A 13,195-nucleotide genomic window follows, 5' to 3' on the forward strand; every position below is an offset into this window, starting at 1 on the left:
GAGGCGTTATGCGCAGAGCAACACATGGGCTGATTCTGTCGGTACTGCTGCTGGCGCTGCCAGGCTATGCAGCCGATCTGAATGCGCAGCTGACATCCTATTTTAAAGCGCGCGATCCGCAGCACGCCGCTGGCATGGTGGTGATTGTTCGTACACCGCCCGCGCAGTGGCCCGACTGCGAGACGCCGCAGCTGCAGCTGCCCGGCAACAGCCGCCAGTGGGGCAATCTGAGCATTGCCGCCAGCTGCGGACAGAATCGTCGCTATCTGCAGGTGCAGGTACAGGTGACGGGTGACTATCTGGTGGCGAATCACCAGCTCACGCGCGGCACCGTTGTCAGCGCGGCGGATTTCAGAACGGAAACGGGCCGGCTCGATACGCTGCCAGCCCGCGCGCTGGTTGACGGCACGCCTCTGGCCGAGGCAATTGCCCTGCGGGATATTCCGCCTGGTCAGCCGGTTACGGCCTCAATGCTGCGCCAGCCGTGGCGGGTTAAAACCGGCCAGTCGGTGATGGTCACGGCGAGCGGCGACGGCTTTAATGCCAGCAGCGAAGGCCGGGCGCTGAGCAACGCCGGCGTGGCACAGACGGTTCGGGTACGCATGGGAAATGGTCAGGTGGTAAGCGGTCGCGTCGGCGAGGATGGGAATATTCTGATATCACTCTAAAGCGCTAAAGAACAGAGGTGTTCAGCCGATAGAGATAACAGCTAAAATATAACCCTATGCCGATTCAGTGGGCGCATCCCACTGTACTTACAGGAGCCAAGCCATGAGCATCGACAAAACCCAACCGCTGAAACCGGTCAGCACGGTACAGCCCCGTGACGCCAGTGACAACGCAGGCAAAGTGCGTCAGAACCCTGCGCCGGCCGCCCCTGCCGCCAGCGAAAAGAGTGCCGAAGTCAGCCTGAGCTCGCTTAAGGCGCAGCTGAAGGAGTCAGGCAGCCACGATATCAATACCGCTCGCGTTGAGCAGTTAAAAACCGCCATCCGCAATGGCGATCTGAAAATGGATACCGGCAAAATTGCGGATGCATTAATCGCTGATACCCGGAAATATTTAGAAGGCAACTGATCCCGATGGATAATCTGCTGACCACCCTGGATAAAATGCAGGACGTACTGGCTTCACTGACTCAGATCATTGAGGAAGAGCAGCAGCAGCTCGCAGCCGGTCAGGTTAACGGCAACCTGCTGCAGCGTATTACTGAAGATAAAGCTGCGCTGCTGACAACCTTACATTATCTGGATGAAATGCGTCACAGCACGGAGAAAGCGCTCGGTACAGAGGCGCCCTATCGCGGTCAGCAGGATATCGCCCGGCGCTGGGCCAGTATTACGCGCGTCACGCAGCAGCTGCGCGACGCCAATCAGCATAACGGACTGTTATTGCAGCATCAGGTCGCGTTTACCCGCGATGCGCTGCAGGTGCTGAAGCCGCATCAGACCCAGGCATTTTATGGCCCGGACGGACGCGGACTGGGCCAGGCCACGCTGCGCAGCAAAGGCTGACGCAGCGGCCAGGGCAGCCCGGCTGCCCTGGCAATGTGCACTCAGGCAACGGTGCGGCGGGCAAAATCGCGCGGCCGGAATCCCAGTGCGCCCAGCACCACAAAGTAGGCTCCCCCGCCCACGGCACAGACCGCTGCCAGGCGCGCCAGCCGCCAGCCCATCTCGCCCTCTTCCCAGGCAGGCATCACCTGCAGCATGCCCAGCAGCGCGGCGGCCATGACCGCAACCGCGATAAACAGGCGTAACAAAAAGCCCATCCAGCCCGGCTGCGGCTGGAAAATATCCTGTTTGCGCAGCTGCCAGTAGAGCAGTGCGGCGTTCAGGCAGGCTGCCAGCCCAATGGAGAGCGACAGGCCCGCATGCTTCAGCGGACCGATAAACGCCAGATTCATCAGCTGCGTCATAATCAGCGTGACTATGGCTATCTTCACCGGCGTTTTAATATCCTGCCGCGAGTAGAAACCTGGCGCCAGCACCTTGACCACAATCAGCCCCATCAGCCCCACGGAATAGGCGATCAGCGCGCGCTGCGTCATTGCCGCATCAAAAGCAGTGAATTTTCCGTACTGAAACAGCGCAATCGTCAGCGGTCCGGCCAGAATGCCCAGCGCCACCGCGCAGGGCAGCGCCAGCAGAAAACAGAGGCGCAATCCCCAGTCCATCAGCCGCGAATACTCGGCCTGATTACCGCTGGAGAAACTCTTCGCCAGCGACGGCAGTAGAATGGTCCCCAGCGCCACGCCCAGCACGCCGGAGGGAAACTCCATCAGGCGGTCAGCGTAGTACATCCACGAGACGGAACCTGACACCAGAAAGGAGGCGAAAATGGTATTGATGATGAGTGAGATCTGGCTCACCGATACGCCGAGGATCGCCGGGCCCATCTGGCGCATCACGCGCCAGACGCCGGCATCGCGCAGATTGATGCGCGGCAGCACCAGCATGCCAATCTTTTTCAGGTGCGGCAGCTGATAACCAAGCTGCAGCACGCCGCCCACGACTACCGCCCACGCCAGCGCCATAATCGGCGGATTAAAGTGCGGCGCGGCAAACAGCGCAAAGCCGAGCATGCTGATATTCAGCAGCGTGGGCGCAAACGCCGGAACCGAAAAGCGATTCCAGGTGTTGAGGATCGCGCCCGCCAGCGACGCCAGCGAAATCAGCATAATATAGGGGAACGTCACCCGCAGCAGCGCGCTGGTGAGTGCAAATTTATCGGCGGTATCCGCAAAGCCGGGGGCCGTAAGCATAATCACCCAGGGCGCAGCAAACATGCCCAGCACCGTGACCACAGCCAGCGCCAGCGTCAGTAAACCTGACACATACGCCACAAAAACCCGGGTGGCCTCTTCGCCCTGCTTCGCTTTGTACTCAGCCAGAATCGGGACAAACGCCTGCGAGAACGCGCCTTCGGCAAAAATACGGCGCAGCAGATTCGGCAGTTTAAACGCCACAAAAAACGCATCCGTCGCCATCCCGGCGCCAAATACGCGCGCCACAATGGCATCGCGGGCAAAGCCCAGCACGCGGGAAAACAGGGTCATCGAACTGACCGCAGCCAGCGATTTTAACAAATTCATAATGAAGGGTGCGTCCTGAAAAGTCGGGAAAAAGCGTCACACAGCACGGGCATCCGCGATGCCCGGCGTTAGTCTACTGAGGTCGCGGCAAATGACCAGCACGGAGTGTTACAAGGCGTTATTCCCGCTCCACCTCGCGGATCAGTTTTTCCGTGATACGCTGCGCCACCAGCGCCTGCTCGCCGCTGGTTTCAGGCATAGTCTGATTTTCCACACAGCGGATAAAGTGATGCGCTGCACCGGTAAAACCGCGCTGGGTCAGATGACTCTGCCACGCAGGCGGCACCTCGCGCAGCAGCCCGCGGCTGTTCTCCTGCTGCCAGTCGCGCATCTCCTCAATCTGATAGTAATCTCCGTCACAGACCGCGGTGACCACCTCCCGCTGCGTGCCGGCGCGCCGGTGCATACTGGTAGAAATCTGCAGCGCACCGGCGCTGAAATGGTGCTCTGCGTAGAGCAGAGCCCCCTCATCGGTGGTGCGGATATGGCCTTCACCCGGCTGCAGTTTGCCCCCGGCCAGCCACAGGGCGGTATCCACCACGTGCAGGTAATCATCCAGCAGCGTAAAGCGCACTCCCTGCGGCCCGACGCTATCCATACGATGCTTTTCGATCCGCAGCGAAGCGGCGCGCGGCATTTCCTGCTTCAGCTGCTGATAACGCGGGGCAAAGCGCCGGTTAAATGCCACCATGAGTTTGCGCTGGCGTTTTTCTGCCAGTGCAACCAGCGCTTCCGCCTGCTGCAGCGTTTCTGCCAGCGGTTTATCCACGCAGACATCTTTACCCGCCAGCAGCAGCGCCTGCACCACGTCAAAGTGCGAGGCGGTGCTGCTGTGGACAAACACGGCGTCGCAGGCCGCGGCCAGCGCGTCAAGCCGGTCAAAACAGGGAATGCGATAGCGGGCGCATAGCGCCTGCGCCTTAACCTGGTTGGGTGAAAACGCGCCCGCCAGCTGCCAGTTATCTGCCTGTGAGAGCACCGGCAGCCAGGCTTTCTGCGCAATCCCGCCTAACCCGGCAATACCAATTCGCAGCGTCATCTTAATGCTCCTGTGCCAGCAGCTGAGTCAGCTGTATTTGTAGTTCGGCCACCTGCTGCTCCAGCACGGCAACGCGATCGCTGAGTTCCGCTTCGCCGGCGGCAGGTGCCGGAGAGAACGTCGCCTCCTCTGCGGCAAGCAGATGCCGGTAACGGCTTTCGCGACGGCCCGGCTCTCGCGCCATTTTCGCGACTACAGGCCCGTCCGTCCGGCTCAGCAGCTTCTCCAGCGTCTGCTCAACTTCATTGACATCGCTGAATTCATACAGCCTGCCGCTGCGGGTGCGCAGCTCGCCTGGCGTTTGCGCTCCGCGCAGCAGCAGCAGCGTCATTACGGCGACTTCGGCGGCGCTGAGTTGCAGATGGCCAAACGCAGAGTTACAGAAGCGCTGCGCATATTTGCTGACCCGCTGGCTGGCACCGCTGCTGGCGGTCACCAGGTGCTTTTTAACCAGCTCATCCAGCTGTGTCTGCACCTCCTCTTCGCTGAGCGTCATAACCGGCTCACGATTCGATTTCTGATTACAGGCGGCCACCACGCCGTTCAGCGATAGCGGATAATATTCAGGCGTAGTGATCTGCTTTTCCAGCAGCGCACCCAGCACGCGCAGCGCCTGGGAAGAGAGCGCAATTTTCATAAGTCCGTTTCCTTTTAAAAGGGTGTGCGCTTATCCGGCGTCCACGCATGCCACGTCAGCGCGGTCAGTACGTGATCCTGCCAGCGGCCATCAATGAGCAGATAGTTTTTTGCATAGCCTTCCTGCTCAAAACCGAGACGCGCCAGCAGGTCACCGCTGCGCTGATTGTGGGGCATATAGTTAGCCATAATGCGGTGCATCCGTTGCTGTCGCTGCATATAGCGGATTGCCGACTGCAGCGCTTCAAACATCATGCCCTGCCCCTGCCACTTTTCGCCCAGCGAATAGCCGAGATAGCAGGCGTGAAAGGAGCCACGCAGAACATTGCTGAAATTTGCCACGCCGCGGATCTCATGTTCATCGGGATCCATCAGCACAAAATAGAAAGCGGAGCCCTGCTTATGCAGATCGCCAATCAGGCCCAGTCGCGCCTGCCAGCCGGAGGGGTAGCAGTGGCTGTCATCGCGCACCGGCTCCCACGGCTTGAGAAACGCGCGGTTTTCCGCGTAATAGTCTGCCAGCCGCCAGGCGTCGCGTTCATGCACCAGACGCACCACCAGACGATCGGTTGTAAGCCGCACGCGCGGGCCTGCAGAGCGATAGCCAAACATCAAATCTCCTGAAATCCTTAGCGAAAGAGCGCGGAATGCCGCTGACATTTTCTTCACTATAACCGCCCCGCAGGCTGCGACACAACGTTGCTGAATAAGCGTGTGGTTTGCCCCTTCCACGGTTCTCTTCCATACTTCCGGCAGGATCGGAAAAAGGGTGAATACCTCACCCGGAAAACCACAGGAGAAACGGGATGAAACTTTACATCTACGATCACTGCCCCTTCTGCGTAAAAGCGCGCATGATTTTCGGCTTAAAGAATCTGCCGATAGAACTGGTGGTTATGCTGAATGATGACGAAGCGACGCCGGTAAAACTGATTGGCCAGAAAATGGCACCGGTATTACAAAAAGCGGACGGCAGCGCCATGCCGGAGAGTATGGAGATTGTGCACTGGGTAGACAGGCAGGATGGCGAACCGCTGCTGACCGGCAAAACTAATCCGGCCGTCTCTGACTGGCTGCGCCACGTCAACAGCTATATCAACAAGCTTTTAATTCCCCGTATCGCCGACGCCGCGTTTGCCGAATTTGCCACTCCGGAGGCGCGACGCTATTTTCACGACAAAAAAGAGGCAAGCCTTGGTGATTTCACCGAGCTGCGCAAGCATGCCCCCGGCCTGATCAAAAAGATCAGTGACGATCTGCGCCAGCTGGATCGGCTGATCGTGAAGCCCAACGCCGTTAACGGTGAGCTCTCAGAGGATGATATTCACCTGTTCCCGCTGCTGCGCTCGCTGACGCTGGTATCAGGCATCGACTGGCCGAGCCGTGTCACCGATTATCGCGATAACATGGCGAAACAGACGCAGGTCAATCTGCTCTCTTCTATTGCCGCCTGAATGCTAAACAGAGAGAAACCCGGTCCCGGGTTTCTCATCTTATCTGATGACACCTCGCGCCGATTCAGGCAGGCTTAGCGCTGTTTGCCACACCGGAATGAGGATCCAATGAAAAAGAAATTCTGTGGAATCGCGGCGCTGCTTGGCATGCTGCTGCTCAGCGGCTGTAATCAGCTGACGCAATACACTATCACGGAACAGGAAGTGAATCAGGCGCTGCAAAAGCGCAACAATTTTGAAAAAGAGATTGGCGTCTCCGGCCTTATCAATGCGCATATCGTGCTTAGCGATCTCAGCAGCGAAATCGGGCGTGAAGAACCTGATCGCGTAACCCTTTCCGGTAAAGCGAAAATTGATGTGACCTCACTGTTTGGTCCGCAGCAGGCTGAGATGCTGCTGAAAATGAAGGCGCAGCCGGTTTATAACGCGCAGGAAGGTGCTATCTACCTGCACAACCTCTCGATTGTTGATGCACAGGTGGTGCCGGAAAAAATGGCGTCGATTGTAAAAACACTGACGCCCTATCTTAATCAGTCTCTGCAGCACTATTTCAACGAGCGTCCGGCCTATCTGCTGAGCGCGGACCGCAGCAAAGGCGAAGCGCTGGCGAAAAAGCTGGCGAAAGGACTGGAAGTCAAACCGGGCCAGCTGGTGATCCCTTTTACCGACTGATGTAATCCCATGCGGCCAGCGTTTGCCTGGCCGCCTGCGTCACCGCTCTCCAGCGATAAAAAGCCGTGCAAACGGTTGCCTGCCCGCTTAAGATATCGCCCCGGCCTGAATGCGCCATTCTGTTTTCACTTAAGCCGGAGCCTGACCATGACCTCTCAACCACAGCACATCACTATCCGCCGCCCTGATGACTGGCATATTCACCTGCGCGACGGCGTGATGCTTGAAAGCGTTCTGCCCTATACCAGCGCTGTAAATGGCCGGGCAATTGTCATGCCTAATCTGGTGCCGCCGGTTACCAGCGTGGCGGCGGCCAGCGCATATCGCGCGCGCATTCTTGCCGCCCTGCCCGCCGCGCACAACTTTACGCCACTGATGACCTGCTATCTGACCGATTCACTCGATCCGGATGAAATTGAAGCGGGTTTTCGCGCCGGCGTATTTACGGCTGCTAAGCTCTATCCGGCGCATGCCACCACTAACTCAAGCCACGGCGTAACGAATACCGCAGCGATTGCCAGCGTGCTGGAACGCATGCAGGAGATAGGCATGCCGATGCTGGTGCATGGCGAAGTCACTGATTCCCACATTGATATTTTTGATCGCGAAGCGCGCTTTATTGAAACCGTGCTGCATCCGCTGCGCCAGCAGTTTCCCGGCCTGAAAGTGGTCATGGAGCACATCACCACAAAAGAGGCGGCTGACTATGTGGCTGACGGTAACGCGCTGCTGGCAGCCACCATTACCCCGCAGCATCTGATGTTCAACCGTAACCATATGCTGGTGGGCGGGATCCGGCCTCACCTCTACTGCCTGCCTGTTCTGAAGCGCAATACGCACCAGCAGGCGCTGCGTCAGCTGGTAGCCAGCGGCCATCCGCGCGTTTTTCTCGGCACGGATACTGCGCCCCATCTGCGGCATGCCAAAGAAGCAAGCTGCGGCTGTGCAGGCGTCTTCAATGCGCCGACCTCTCTGCCCGCTTACCTTACCGTGTTTGAAGAGCTCAACGCACTGCACCACTTTGAAGCGTTCTGCTCAGAAAATGGTCCGAATTTTTATGGACTGCCGCTTAACGAGGAAACGCTGACGCTGGTCCGCGAGCCCTGGCAGGTTGCTGAAAGCGTCACCGCAGGCGACGATACGCTGGTGCCCTTCCTCGCGGGTGAAACGCTTAACTGGCGCATCAAAGAATAAGCGATTACTGCTTGCCTTCGGCATGACTATACTGTACAAATAACCAGTATATTAAACCGGAGGCGTCTATGCGTATCGATATTACCGTAGCGAAAAATCGCCCGCTGCCTGCAGGTGCCCTGGATGCGCTTGGCGCAGAGCTTTCACGTCGTATTGCGCAGGATTTCCCGGAGGGCGAACATCACGTTAATGTGCGTTATGCCACCGGTAACCAGCTGAGCGTAACCGGCGGCTGTAAAACCTCGCGCGATCGCATTACCGATATTTTACAGGAAACCTGGGAAAGCGCCGACGACTGGTTTACGCACGATTAACCGCCAATGTGCCGTTTTTGCCGGGTTTCGCCCCGGCTTTTTTTGTTTCATTTTCCCTCGCCAGAAAAACAGCCGCCATCTAGACTCAGGTTTACCGATCCCCTATTCTTGCCTCGCCATGCTTACAGGAGGTGTTTGACAGATGATCACAGATAAACCCGAAGAGGCGATGACCTTTGGCGAACTGCTGGCGCTCATTGGCGAGCAGCAGCGCCGTTTAACCGTACTTGAAAGCGCCTTTACCAGCCTGACGCTCTCGCTTGACGCGTCCGCTGTCCAGCAACTTGCACAGAACCTGACGCTTGAAGCGCAAAACCAGCAACACGATGCGTCGCTGCAGCAGCAATTCTTCCGCATGGCGGAAACACTCCGGCAGCGCACAGTTCCGCTTTCTGCTGAAGCACAGCCCTGATATAACAGGACAGCGTCCGGCATGTTACGCTAAAGTTTCGGCCATTTTTGCCGATAAAACAGATAACGTGCCGGACCGGCTGCATCAGTCATAATAAGTAAACCCGCCGTCTGACGGAGCTTTTACAGCATTTTCTGGTGCTTTTCGCAGTTATATAGCTGCATTTCCATACTGTTCGCCTGTCTGACCGCTATTTCATGTTATAATTAGCTCGCTAGTGCATGTAGCAGCCGCATTGAACCTCAAGAAGCACTTCGTTTAACGAGTAATAAGGAGGTTATAATGGACAGTAATAAAGACGTCATCCAGACTCATCCCCTGATTGGATGGGACATCAGCACCGTAGACAGCTATGACGCCATGATGATACGCCTGCACTCGCTCTCCTCGCAGGATCAAAAAGAAGAAGAAGCTGACGTCGGTTTGACCTACTGGTTAACCACTGACGTTGCCAGACAGTTTATTTCTATACTGGAAGCTGGCATCGCTAAAATAGAATCTACTGAGCAAAACCTGCGCGATAGTCGCAAGCACTGATTATCCTGTTGCGCGAAAAAGGCACCCGTCGGGTGCCTTTTTCATATCGCTCCCGCTTTTGGTATGCTGTTGAAAAATTTCGCCGTTTTGCAGGAGTGTTCGTGTCATGGTTTACGATCTGATTATCGTGGGCAGTGGTTCAGTCGGGGCCGCTGCGGGTTTCTACGCTACGCAGGCTGGCTTATCGGTGCTAATGATCGACAGCGCTCATCCCCCTCATCAGCAGGGAACACACCACGGAGAGACCCGACTGATTCGCCATGCCTATGGTGAAGGAGAGCGTTATGTGCCGCTGATATTGCGGGCCCAGTCGCTGTGGGATGCGCTGGAACAGCAGAGCGGCGAGCGTATCATGCATCGCAGCGGTATCCTCAACCTCGCACCCGTTAACTCACCCTTTATTCAGAATGTTATTCACAGCGCAAAAACCTGGCAGCTGGATGTTCAGCTGCTGCAGGCAGATGAGGTACGACAGCGCTGGCCACAGTTTACCGTGCCGGATGACTATATCGGGGTCTTTGAGCCGGCGTCGGGCTATCTGAAATGTGAAGAGGCGGTGCGCAGCTGGATTAAACTGGCTGAACAGGCTGGCTGTGCCCAGCTGTTCAATTGCCCGGTCAGCGATATCGGCCGAGACGGTGAACTGCAGCAGGTCACCACGCTTGATGGGATTTATCGCGCGCGCAAGCTGCTGGTCAGCGCCGGTACCTGGGTCAGCGAGCTGATAGCCGATCTGCCGGTTACACCAGTACGCAAAGTGTTTGCCTGGTATCAGGCTGACGGCCGCTACAGTGAAAACAATCAGTTTCCTGGCTTTGCCGTTGAGATGCCGGATGGCAGTCAGTTTTACGGATTCCCGGCGGATAATAACGCGCTTAAAGTGGGACGACACGATGGAGGTCAGGTCATGCAGCGCCCGCAGGATCGCAAACCTTTTGGGGCTATTGCCTCAGATGGCAGCGAAGCATTTGGTTTTCTGCGGCAGTTTTTGCCTGGCGTTGGCGTCTGTTTACACGGCGAGGCGTGCAGTTATGACAACACTCCCGATGAAGATTTTATCATCGATACCCTGCCGGATGACCCTGACCGCTTAATCATTACCGGCCTCAGCGGTCATGGCTTTAAATTTGCCAGCGTTCTGGGAGAACTCGCCAGCGAATTTGCTCAGGATAAACCCTTTAGCTTTGATCTTACGCCCTTTTCTCTGCATCGCTTTTCATAATGTTCAGGCTGGCAGCGTCACTGCCAGCCCTACCTTTACATTTGTTTACGTCTGATACGCATTAATGACTCATCACGTGTAGCAATGATATTTATTCCCCGGACGCTGACAGCTTTCAGTCAATATTACTGAAGCAGTAGCGCTCTGCTATTTTAATATTTTGATAACACCCTGCTTTTTTTATAGAAAAGTAAGGCACATTGCTTTTAGTTAACAAATTAAGGATGCTTGCAGCACTTATTTCATGGACAGGAATAAACGTTATGTGGCGCAATACGGCAGATCGCTTCGGTCTGCTCTCTATTATTATTCACTGGAGTATGGCGGTCGCCCTCTACGCGATGTTTGCCCTGGGATTATGGATGACAGGGCTGGGCTATTATGACAGTTGGTACCATACTGCGCCGGACATTCATAAAAGCGTCGGAATAATACTGTTCATCCTGCTGCTGGTGCGCCTGCTCTGGCGCTGGCATTCCCCTGTACCGGCCCCACTTACCAGCTATTCTGTCGCGGTACGCCGTACCGCCCGTGGGGCGCATGCCCTGCTTTATCTGCTGTTGCTTCTGCTGCTTGTTAGCGGCTACCTGATTTCTACTGCTGACGGCAAACCCGTCTCTGTGTTTGGCTGGTTTAGCCTGCCTGTCCTCGCTGCTGGCGGGCCACAGCAGGCAGACCTGGCCGGCACGCTGCATTTATGGCTGGCCTGGAGCCTGGTTCTGCTTTCAGCGCTGCATGCCCTGGGTGCGGTTAAGCATCATATTATCGATCGGGACGCGACGCTCAGGCGCATGCTCGGTTTACGCTCACGTTTACTCTCTCAAAAGGATGTCTCATGATCAGGAAAACATTTCTGGCCGTCAGTGCCGCCGCGCTGTTTGCCACCAGCCTCCACGCCAGCGCCGCAGAGTATAAAATTGATAAAGAGGGGCAGCATGCGTTTGTACAGTTTCGCATTCAGCACCTCGGTTACAGCTGGTTATATGGCACATTCAAAGATTTCGACGGCGGATTCACGTTTGATGAGGCTAATCCGTCTGCCGATAAAGTGACTGTCACGATCAATACCGGAAGTCTGGATACCAACCATGCCGAGCGCGACAAGCACCTGCGCAGCGCGGACTTCCTTAACAGCAGTAAATATCCTCAGGCGACATTTACTTCTACTGAGATTAAAAAAGAGGGCGAGCGTTATAAAGTCACCGGCGATCTGACGCTGAACGGCGTAACAAAACCGGTTACGCTGGATGCGCGCCTGATGGGTGAAGGGAAAGATCCCTGGGGTGGTTACCGGGCAGGTTTTGAAGCCAGCGGTGAAGTGGTCCTGAAAGAGTTTAATATCAGCAAGGATCTTGGCCCTGCTTCACAGAAGGCTGAGCTGATTATCTCTGTAGAGGGAGTACGTCAGTAAGCTGCAAGCCGCCTGAGATGACTCTCTCAGGCGGCGCCTGCCATTATGACTTATCGGGTGCAGGGATAGTCATGGTCATATTCAGCAGACCACGCGATTTGTTAAACACCTTATTGCCGTTTTCGCGTCCGGCACGCCGTGCGCGCTGCTCTTCAGGCGACAGTTTTGCTTCTTCCATGCAGATTGGGCTACAGCAATTCTGGTATTTTTCAGCGCAGGCGGGACACTGAATAAACAGCAGATGGCAGCCATCATTAACACAGTTAGTATGACTGTCGCACGGTGTACCGCACTGGTGGCAGCTGGAAAGGATATCATCAGAAATACGCTCGCCCATACGCTCATCAAAGACAAAATTTTTGCCTTTGAAACGTACCGGTAATCCCTGCTCGCGCGCACGACGCGTATATTCAATGATGCCGCCTTCAATGTGATAGACATCATCAAAGCCGTTATGCTTCATCCAGGCACTCGCTTTTTCACAGCGAATACCGCCGGTGCAGTACATCACAATTTTTTTATCTTTCTTATCCTGCAGCATATCAACCGCCATAGGCAGCTGATCGCGGAAAGTATCCGCAGGCACTTCCAGCGCATTGTCAAAATGGCCCACTTCAAACTCATAGTGGTTACGCATGTCGACAAACACGGCATCAGGATCGTCCAGCATCGCATTCACGTCTGCTGCTTTCAGATAGCTGCCTACATCGCTGGCATCAAAAGTGCCATCGTCGATGCCATCGGCAACAATACGGTCGCGCACTTTCAGGCGCAGCACCCAGAATGATTTACCGTCATCATCCAGTGCAATATTCATGCGCAGATTATTCAGCGCCGGATCAAAAGCGTACAGCATCGCTTTCATCGCTTCATATTTCCCGGCCGGCACGCTGATCTGCGCGTTAATTCCTTCCCGGGCCACATAGACACGACCAAATACGCTGAGCGCTGTCAGCGCAATATAGAGGCGATCGCGGAACGCCTTAGGATCGTTGATCTGGAAATATTTATAAAAAGAGACTGTCGTACGCGGCTCGGTTTCCGCCAGCATGCGATCTTTCAGCTCTTTATTGGAAACGAGGTTATGTAACACTGGCATGGTGAACACCTGTTAGCAATGAGAGAATTTCAGGGCGCACATGATACCTGAATTCACAGCTGTGCCTAGTCCCCGGACCAAATTGACGGGACGCATTTGTACTGGCTCTCT

Annotated in this window: 17 protein-coding genes; 12 read left to right on the forward strand and 5 right to left on the reverse strand. The window is 55.9% G+C overall.

Annotated elements, in window-relative coordinates; genetic code table 11:
• Positions 1-8 precede the first annotated feature (8 nt).
• The 3 genes from flgA (at position 9) to flgN (ending at position 1,514) form a co-directional block, all read left to right on the forward strand.
• Positions 9-668: a flagellar basal body P-ring formation chaperone FlgA gene (gene flgA / locus BBA90_RS13555; protein WP_065649609.1), complete on the forward strand. Its 660-nt coding sequence runs from the start codon at positions 9-11 to the stop codon at positions 666-668.
• 103 nt (positions 669-771) lie between these two features.
• The gene (gene flgM / locus BBA90_RS13560) at positions 772-1,077 is read left to right on the forward strand and encodes a flagellar biosynthesis anti-sigma factor FlgM (protein ID WP_065649610.1); all 306 of its coding nucleotides are present in this window, start codon (positions 772-774) and stop codon (positions 1,075-1,077) included.
• Positions 1,078-1,082: 5 nt separating this feature from the next.
• On the forward strand, positions 1,083-1,514 hold the full coding sequence (gene flgN, locus BBA90_RS13565; protein WP_065649611.1) for a flagellar export chaperone FlgN: 432 nt from the start codon (positions 1,083-1,085) through the stop codon (positions 1,512-1,514).
• Between the two features lie 41 nt (positions 1,515-1,555).
• Here the strand turns inward: flgN and murJ are convergent, their stop codons facing one another.
• From murJ to rimJ, 4 genes are all read right to left on the reverse strand, one after another.
• The gene (gene murJ, locus BBA90_RS13570; RefSeq protein ID WP_065649612.1) at positions 1,556-3,094 is read right to left on the reverse strand and encodes a murein biosynthesis integral membrane protein MurJ; all 1,539 of its coding nucleotides are present in this window, start codon (positions 3,092-3,094) and stop codon (positions 1,556-1,558) included.
• Positions 3,095-3,212: 118 nt separating this feature from the next.
• Positions 3,213-4,133 carry a Gfo/Idh/MocA family protein gene (locus tag BBA90_RS13575; protein ID WP_065649613.1) on the reverse strand — a complete coding sequence of 307 codons (921 nt, stop codon included), beginning with the start codon at positions 4,131-4,133 and terminating at the stop codon, positions 3,213-3,215.
• A 1-nt stretch (position 4,134) separates the two neighbouring features.
• Positions 4,135-4,770, reverse strand: a complete 636-nt coding sequence (locus BBA90_RS13580) for a YceH family protein (protein ID WP_065649614.1) — start codon at positions 4,768-4,770, stop codon at positions 4,135-4,137.
• Between the two features lie 14 nt (positions 4,771-4,784).
• On the reverse strand, positions 4,785-5,381 hold the full coding sequence (gene rimJ, locus BBA90_RS13585) for a ribosomal protein S5-alanine N-acetyltransferase (protein WP_065649615.1): 597 nt from the start codon (positions 5,379-5,381) through the stop codon (positions 4,785-4,787).
• 194 nt (positions 5,382-5,575) lie between these two features.
• On the opposite strand from rimJ, the gene grxB reads away from it, so the two are divergent.
• From grxB to BBA90_RS13630, 9 genes are all read left to right on the forward strand, one after another.
• On the forward strand, positions 5,576-6,223 hold the full coding sequence (gene grxB, locus BBA90_RS13590) for a glutaredoxin 2 (protein ID WP_065649616.1): 648 nt from the start codon (positions 5,576-5,578) through the stop codon (positions 6,221-6,223).
• A gap of 108 nt (positions 6,224-6,331) precedes the next feature.
• On the forward strand, positions 6,332-6,895 hold the full coding sequence (locus BBA90_RS13595; RefSeq protein WP_065649617.1) for a lipoprotein: 564 nt from the start codon (positions 6,332-6,334) through the stop codon (positions 6,893-6,895).
• A 147-nt stretch (positions 6,896-7,042) separates the two neighbouring features.
• Positions 7,043-8,089 (forward strand): dihydroorotase, encoded by a 1,047-nt coding sequence (pyrC, locus tag BBA90_RS13600; RefSeq protein WP_065649618.1) that lies wholly within the window; start codon positions 7,043-7,045, stop codon positions 8,087-8,089.
• Positions 8,090-8,157: 68 nt separating this feature from the next.
• Positions 8,158-8,403 (forward strand): DNA damage-inducible protein I, encoded by a 246-nt coding sequence (gene dinI, locus BBA90_RS13605; protein ID WP_065649619.1) that lies wholly within the window; start codon positions 8,158-8,160, stop codon positions 8,401-8,403.
• Between the two features lie 142 nt (positions 8,404-8,545).
• Complete coding sequence (locus BBA90_RS13610) at positions 8,546-8,815, forward strand: hypothetical protein (RefSeq protein WP_065649620.1); 270 nt, start codon at positions 8,546-8,548, stop codon at positions 8,813-8,815.
• Between the two features lie 282 nt (positions 8,816-9,097).
• Positions 9,098-9,352 carry a biofilm formation regulator BssS gene (gene bssS, locus BBA90_RS13615; protein ID WP_039383762.1) on the forward strand — a complete coding sequence of 85 codons (255 nt, stop codon included), beginning with the start codon at positions 9,098-9,100 and terminating at the stop codon, positions 9,350-9,352.
• Between the two features lie 106 nt (positions 9,353-9,458).
• Positions 9,459-10,574, forward strand: a complete 1,116-nt coding sequence (gene solA, locus BBA90_RS13620; protein ID WP_065649621.1) for an N-methyl-L-tryptophan oxidase — start codon at positions 9,459-9,461, stop codon at positions 10,572-10,574.
• 263 nt (positions 10,575-10,837) lie between these two features.
• Entirely contained in the window at positions 10,838-11,413 is a 576-nt protein-coding gene (locus tag BBA90_RS13625; RefSeq protein WP_065649622.1) for a cytochrome b, read from the forward strand.
• The gene (locus tag BBA90_RS13630) at positions 11,410-11,985 is read left to right on the forward strand and encodes a YceI family protein (protein WP_065649623.1); all 576 of its coding nucleotides are present in this window, start codon (positions 11,410-11,412) and stop codon (positions 11,983-11,985) included. The genes BBA90_RS13625 and BBA90_RS13630 overlap by 4 nt, the downstream gene beginning before the upstream one ends.
• Positions 11,986-12,028: 43 nt before the next feature.
• Here BBA90_RS13630 and BBA90_RS13635 read toward each other — a convergent pair whose 3' ends face one another.
• Positions 12,029-13,084, reverse strand: a complete 1,056-nt coding sequence (locus BBA90_RS13635; RefSeq protein ID WP_065649624.1) for a rhodanese-related sulfurtransferase — start codon at positions 13,082-13,084, stop codon at positions 12,029-12,031.
• Between the last annotated feature and the right edge of the window lie 111 nt (positions 13,085-13,195).

The organism is Pantoea eucrina, from assembly GCF_001691555.1.
In the GTDB taxonomy this organism is placed as follows: domain Bacteria; phylum Pseudomonadota; class Gammaproteobacteria; order Enterobacterales; family Enterobacteriaceae; genus Pantoea; species Pantoea borealis.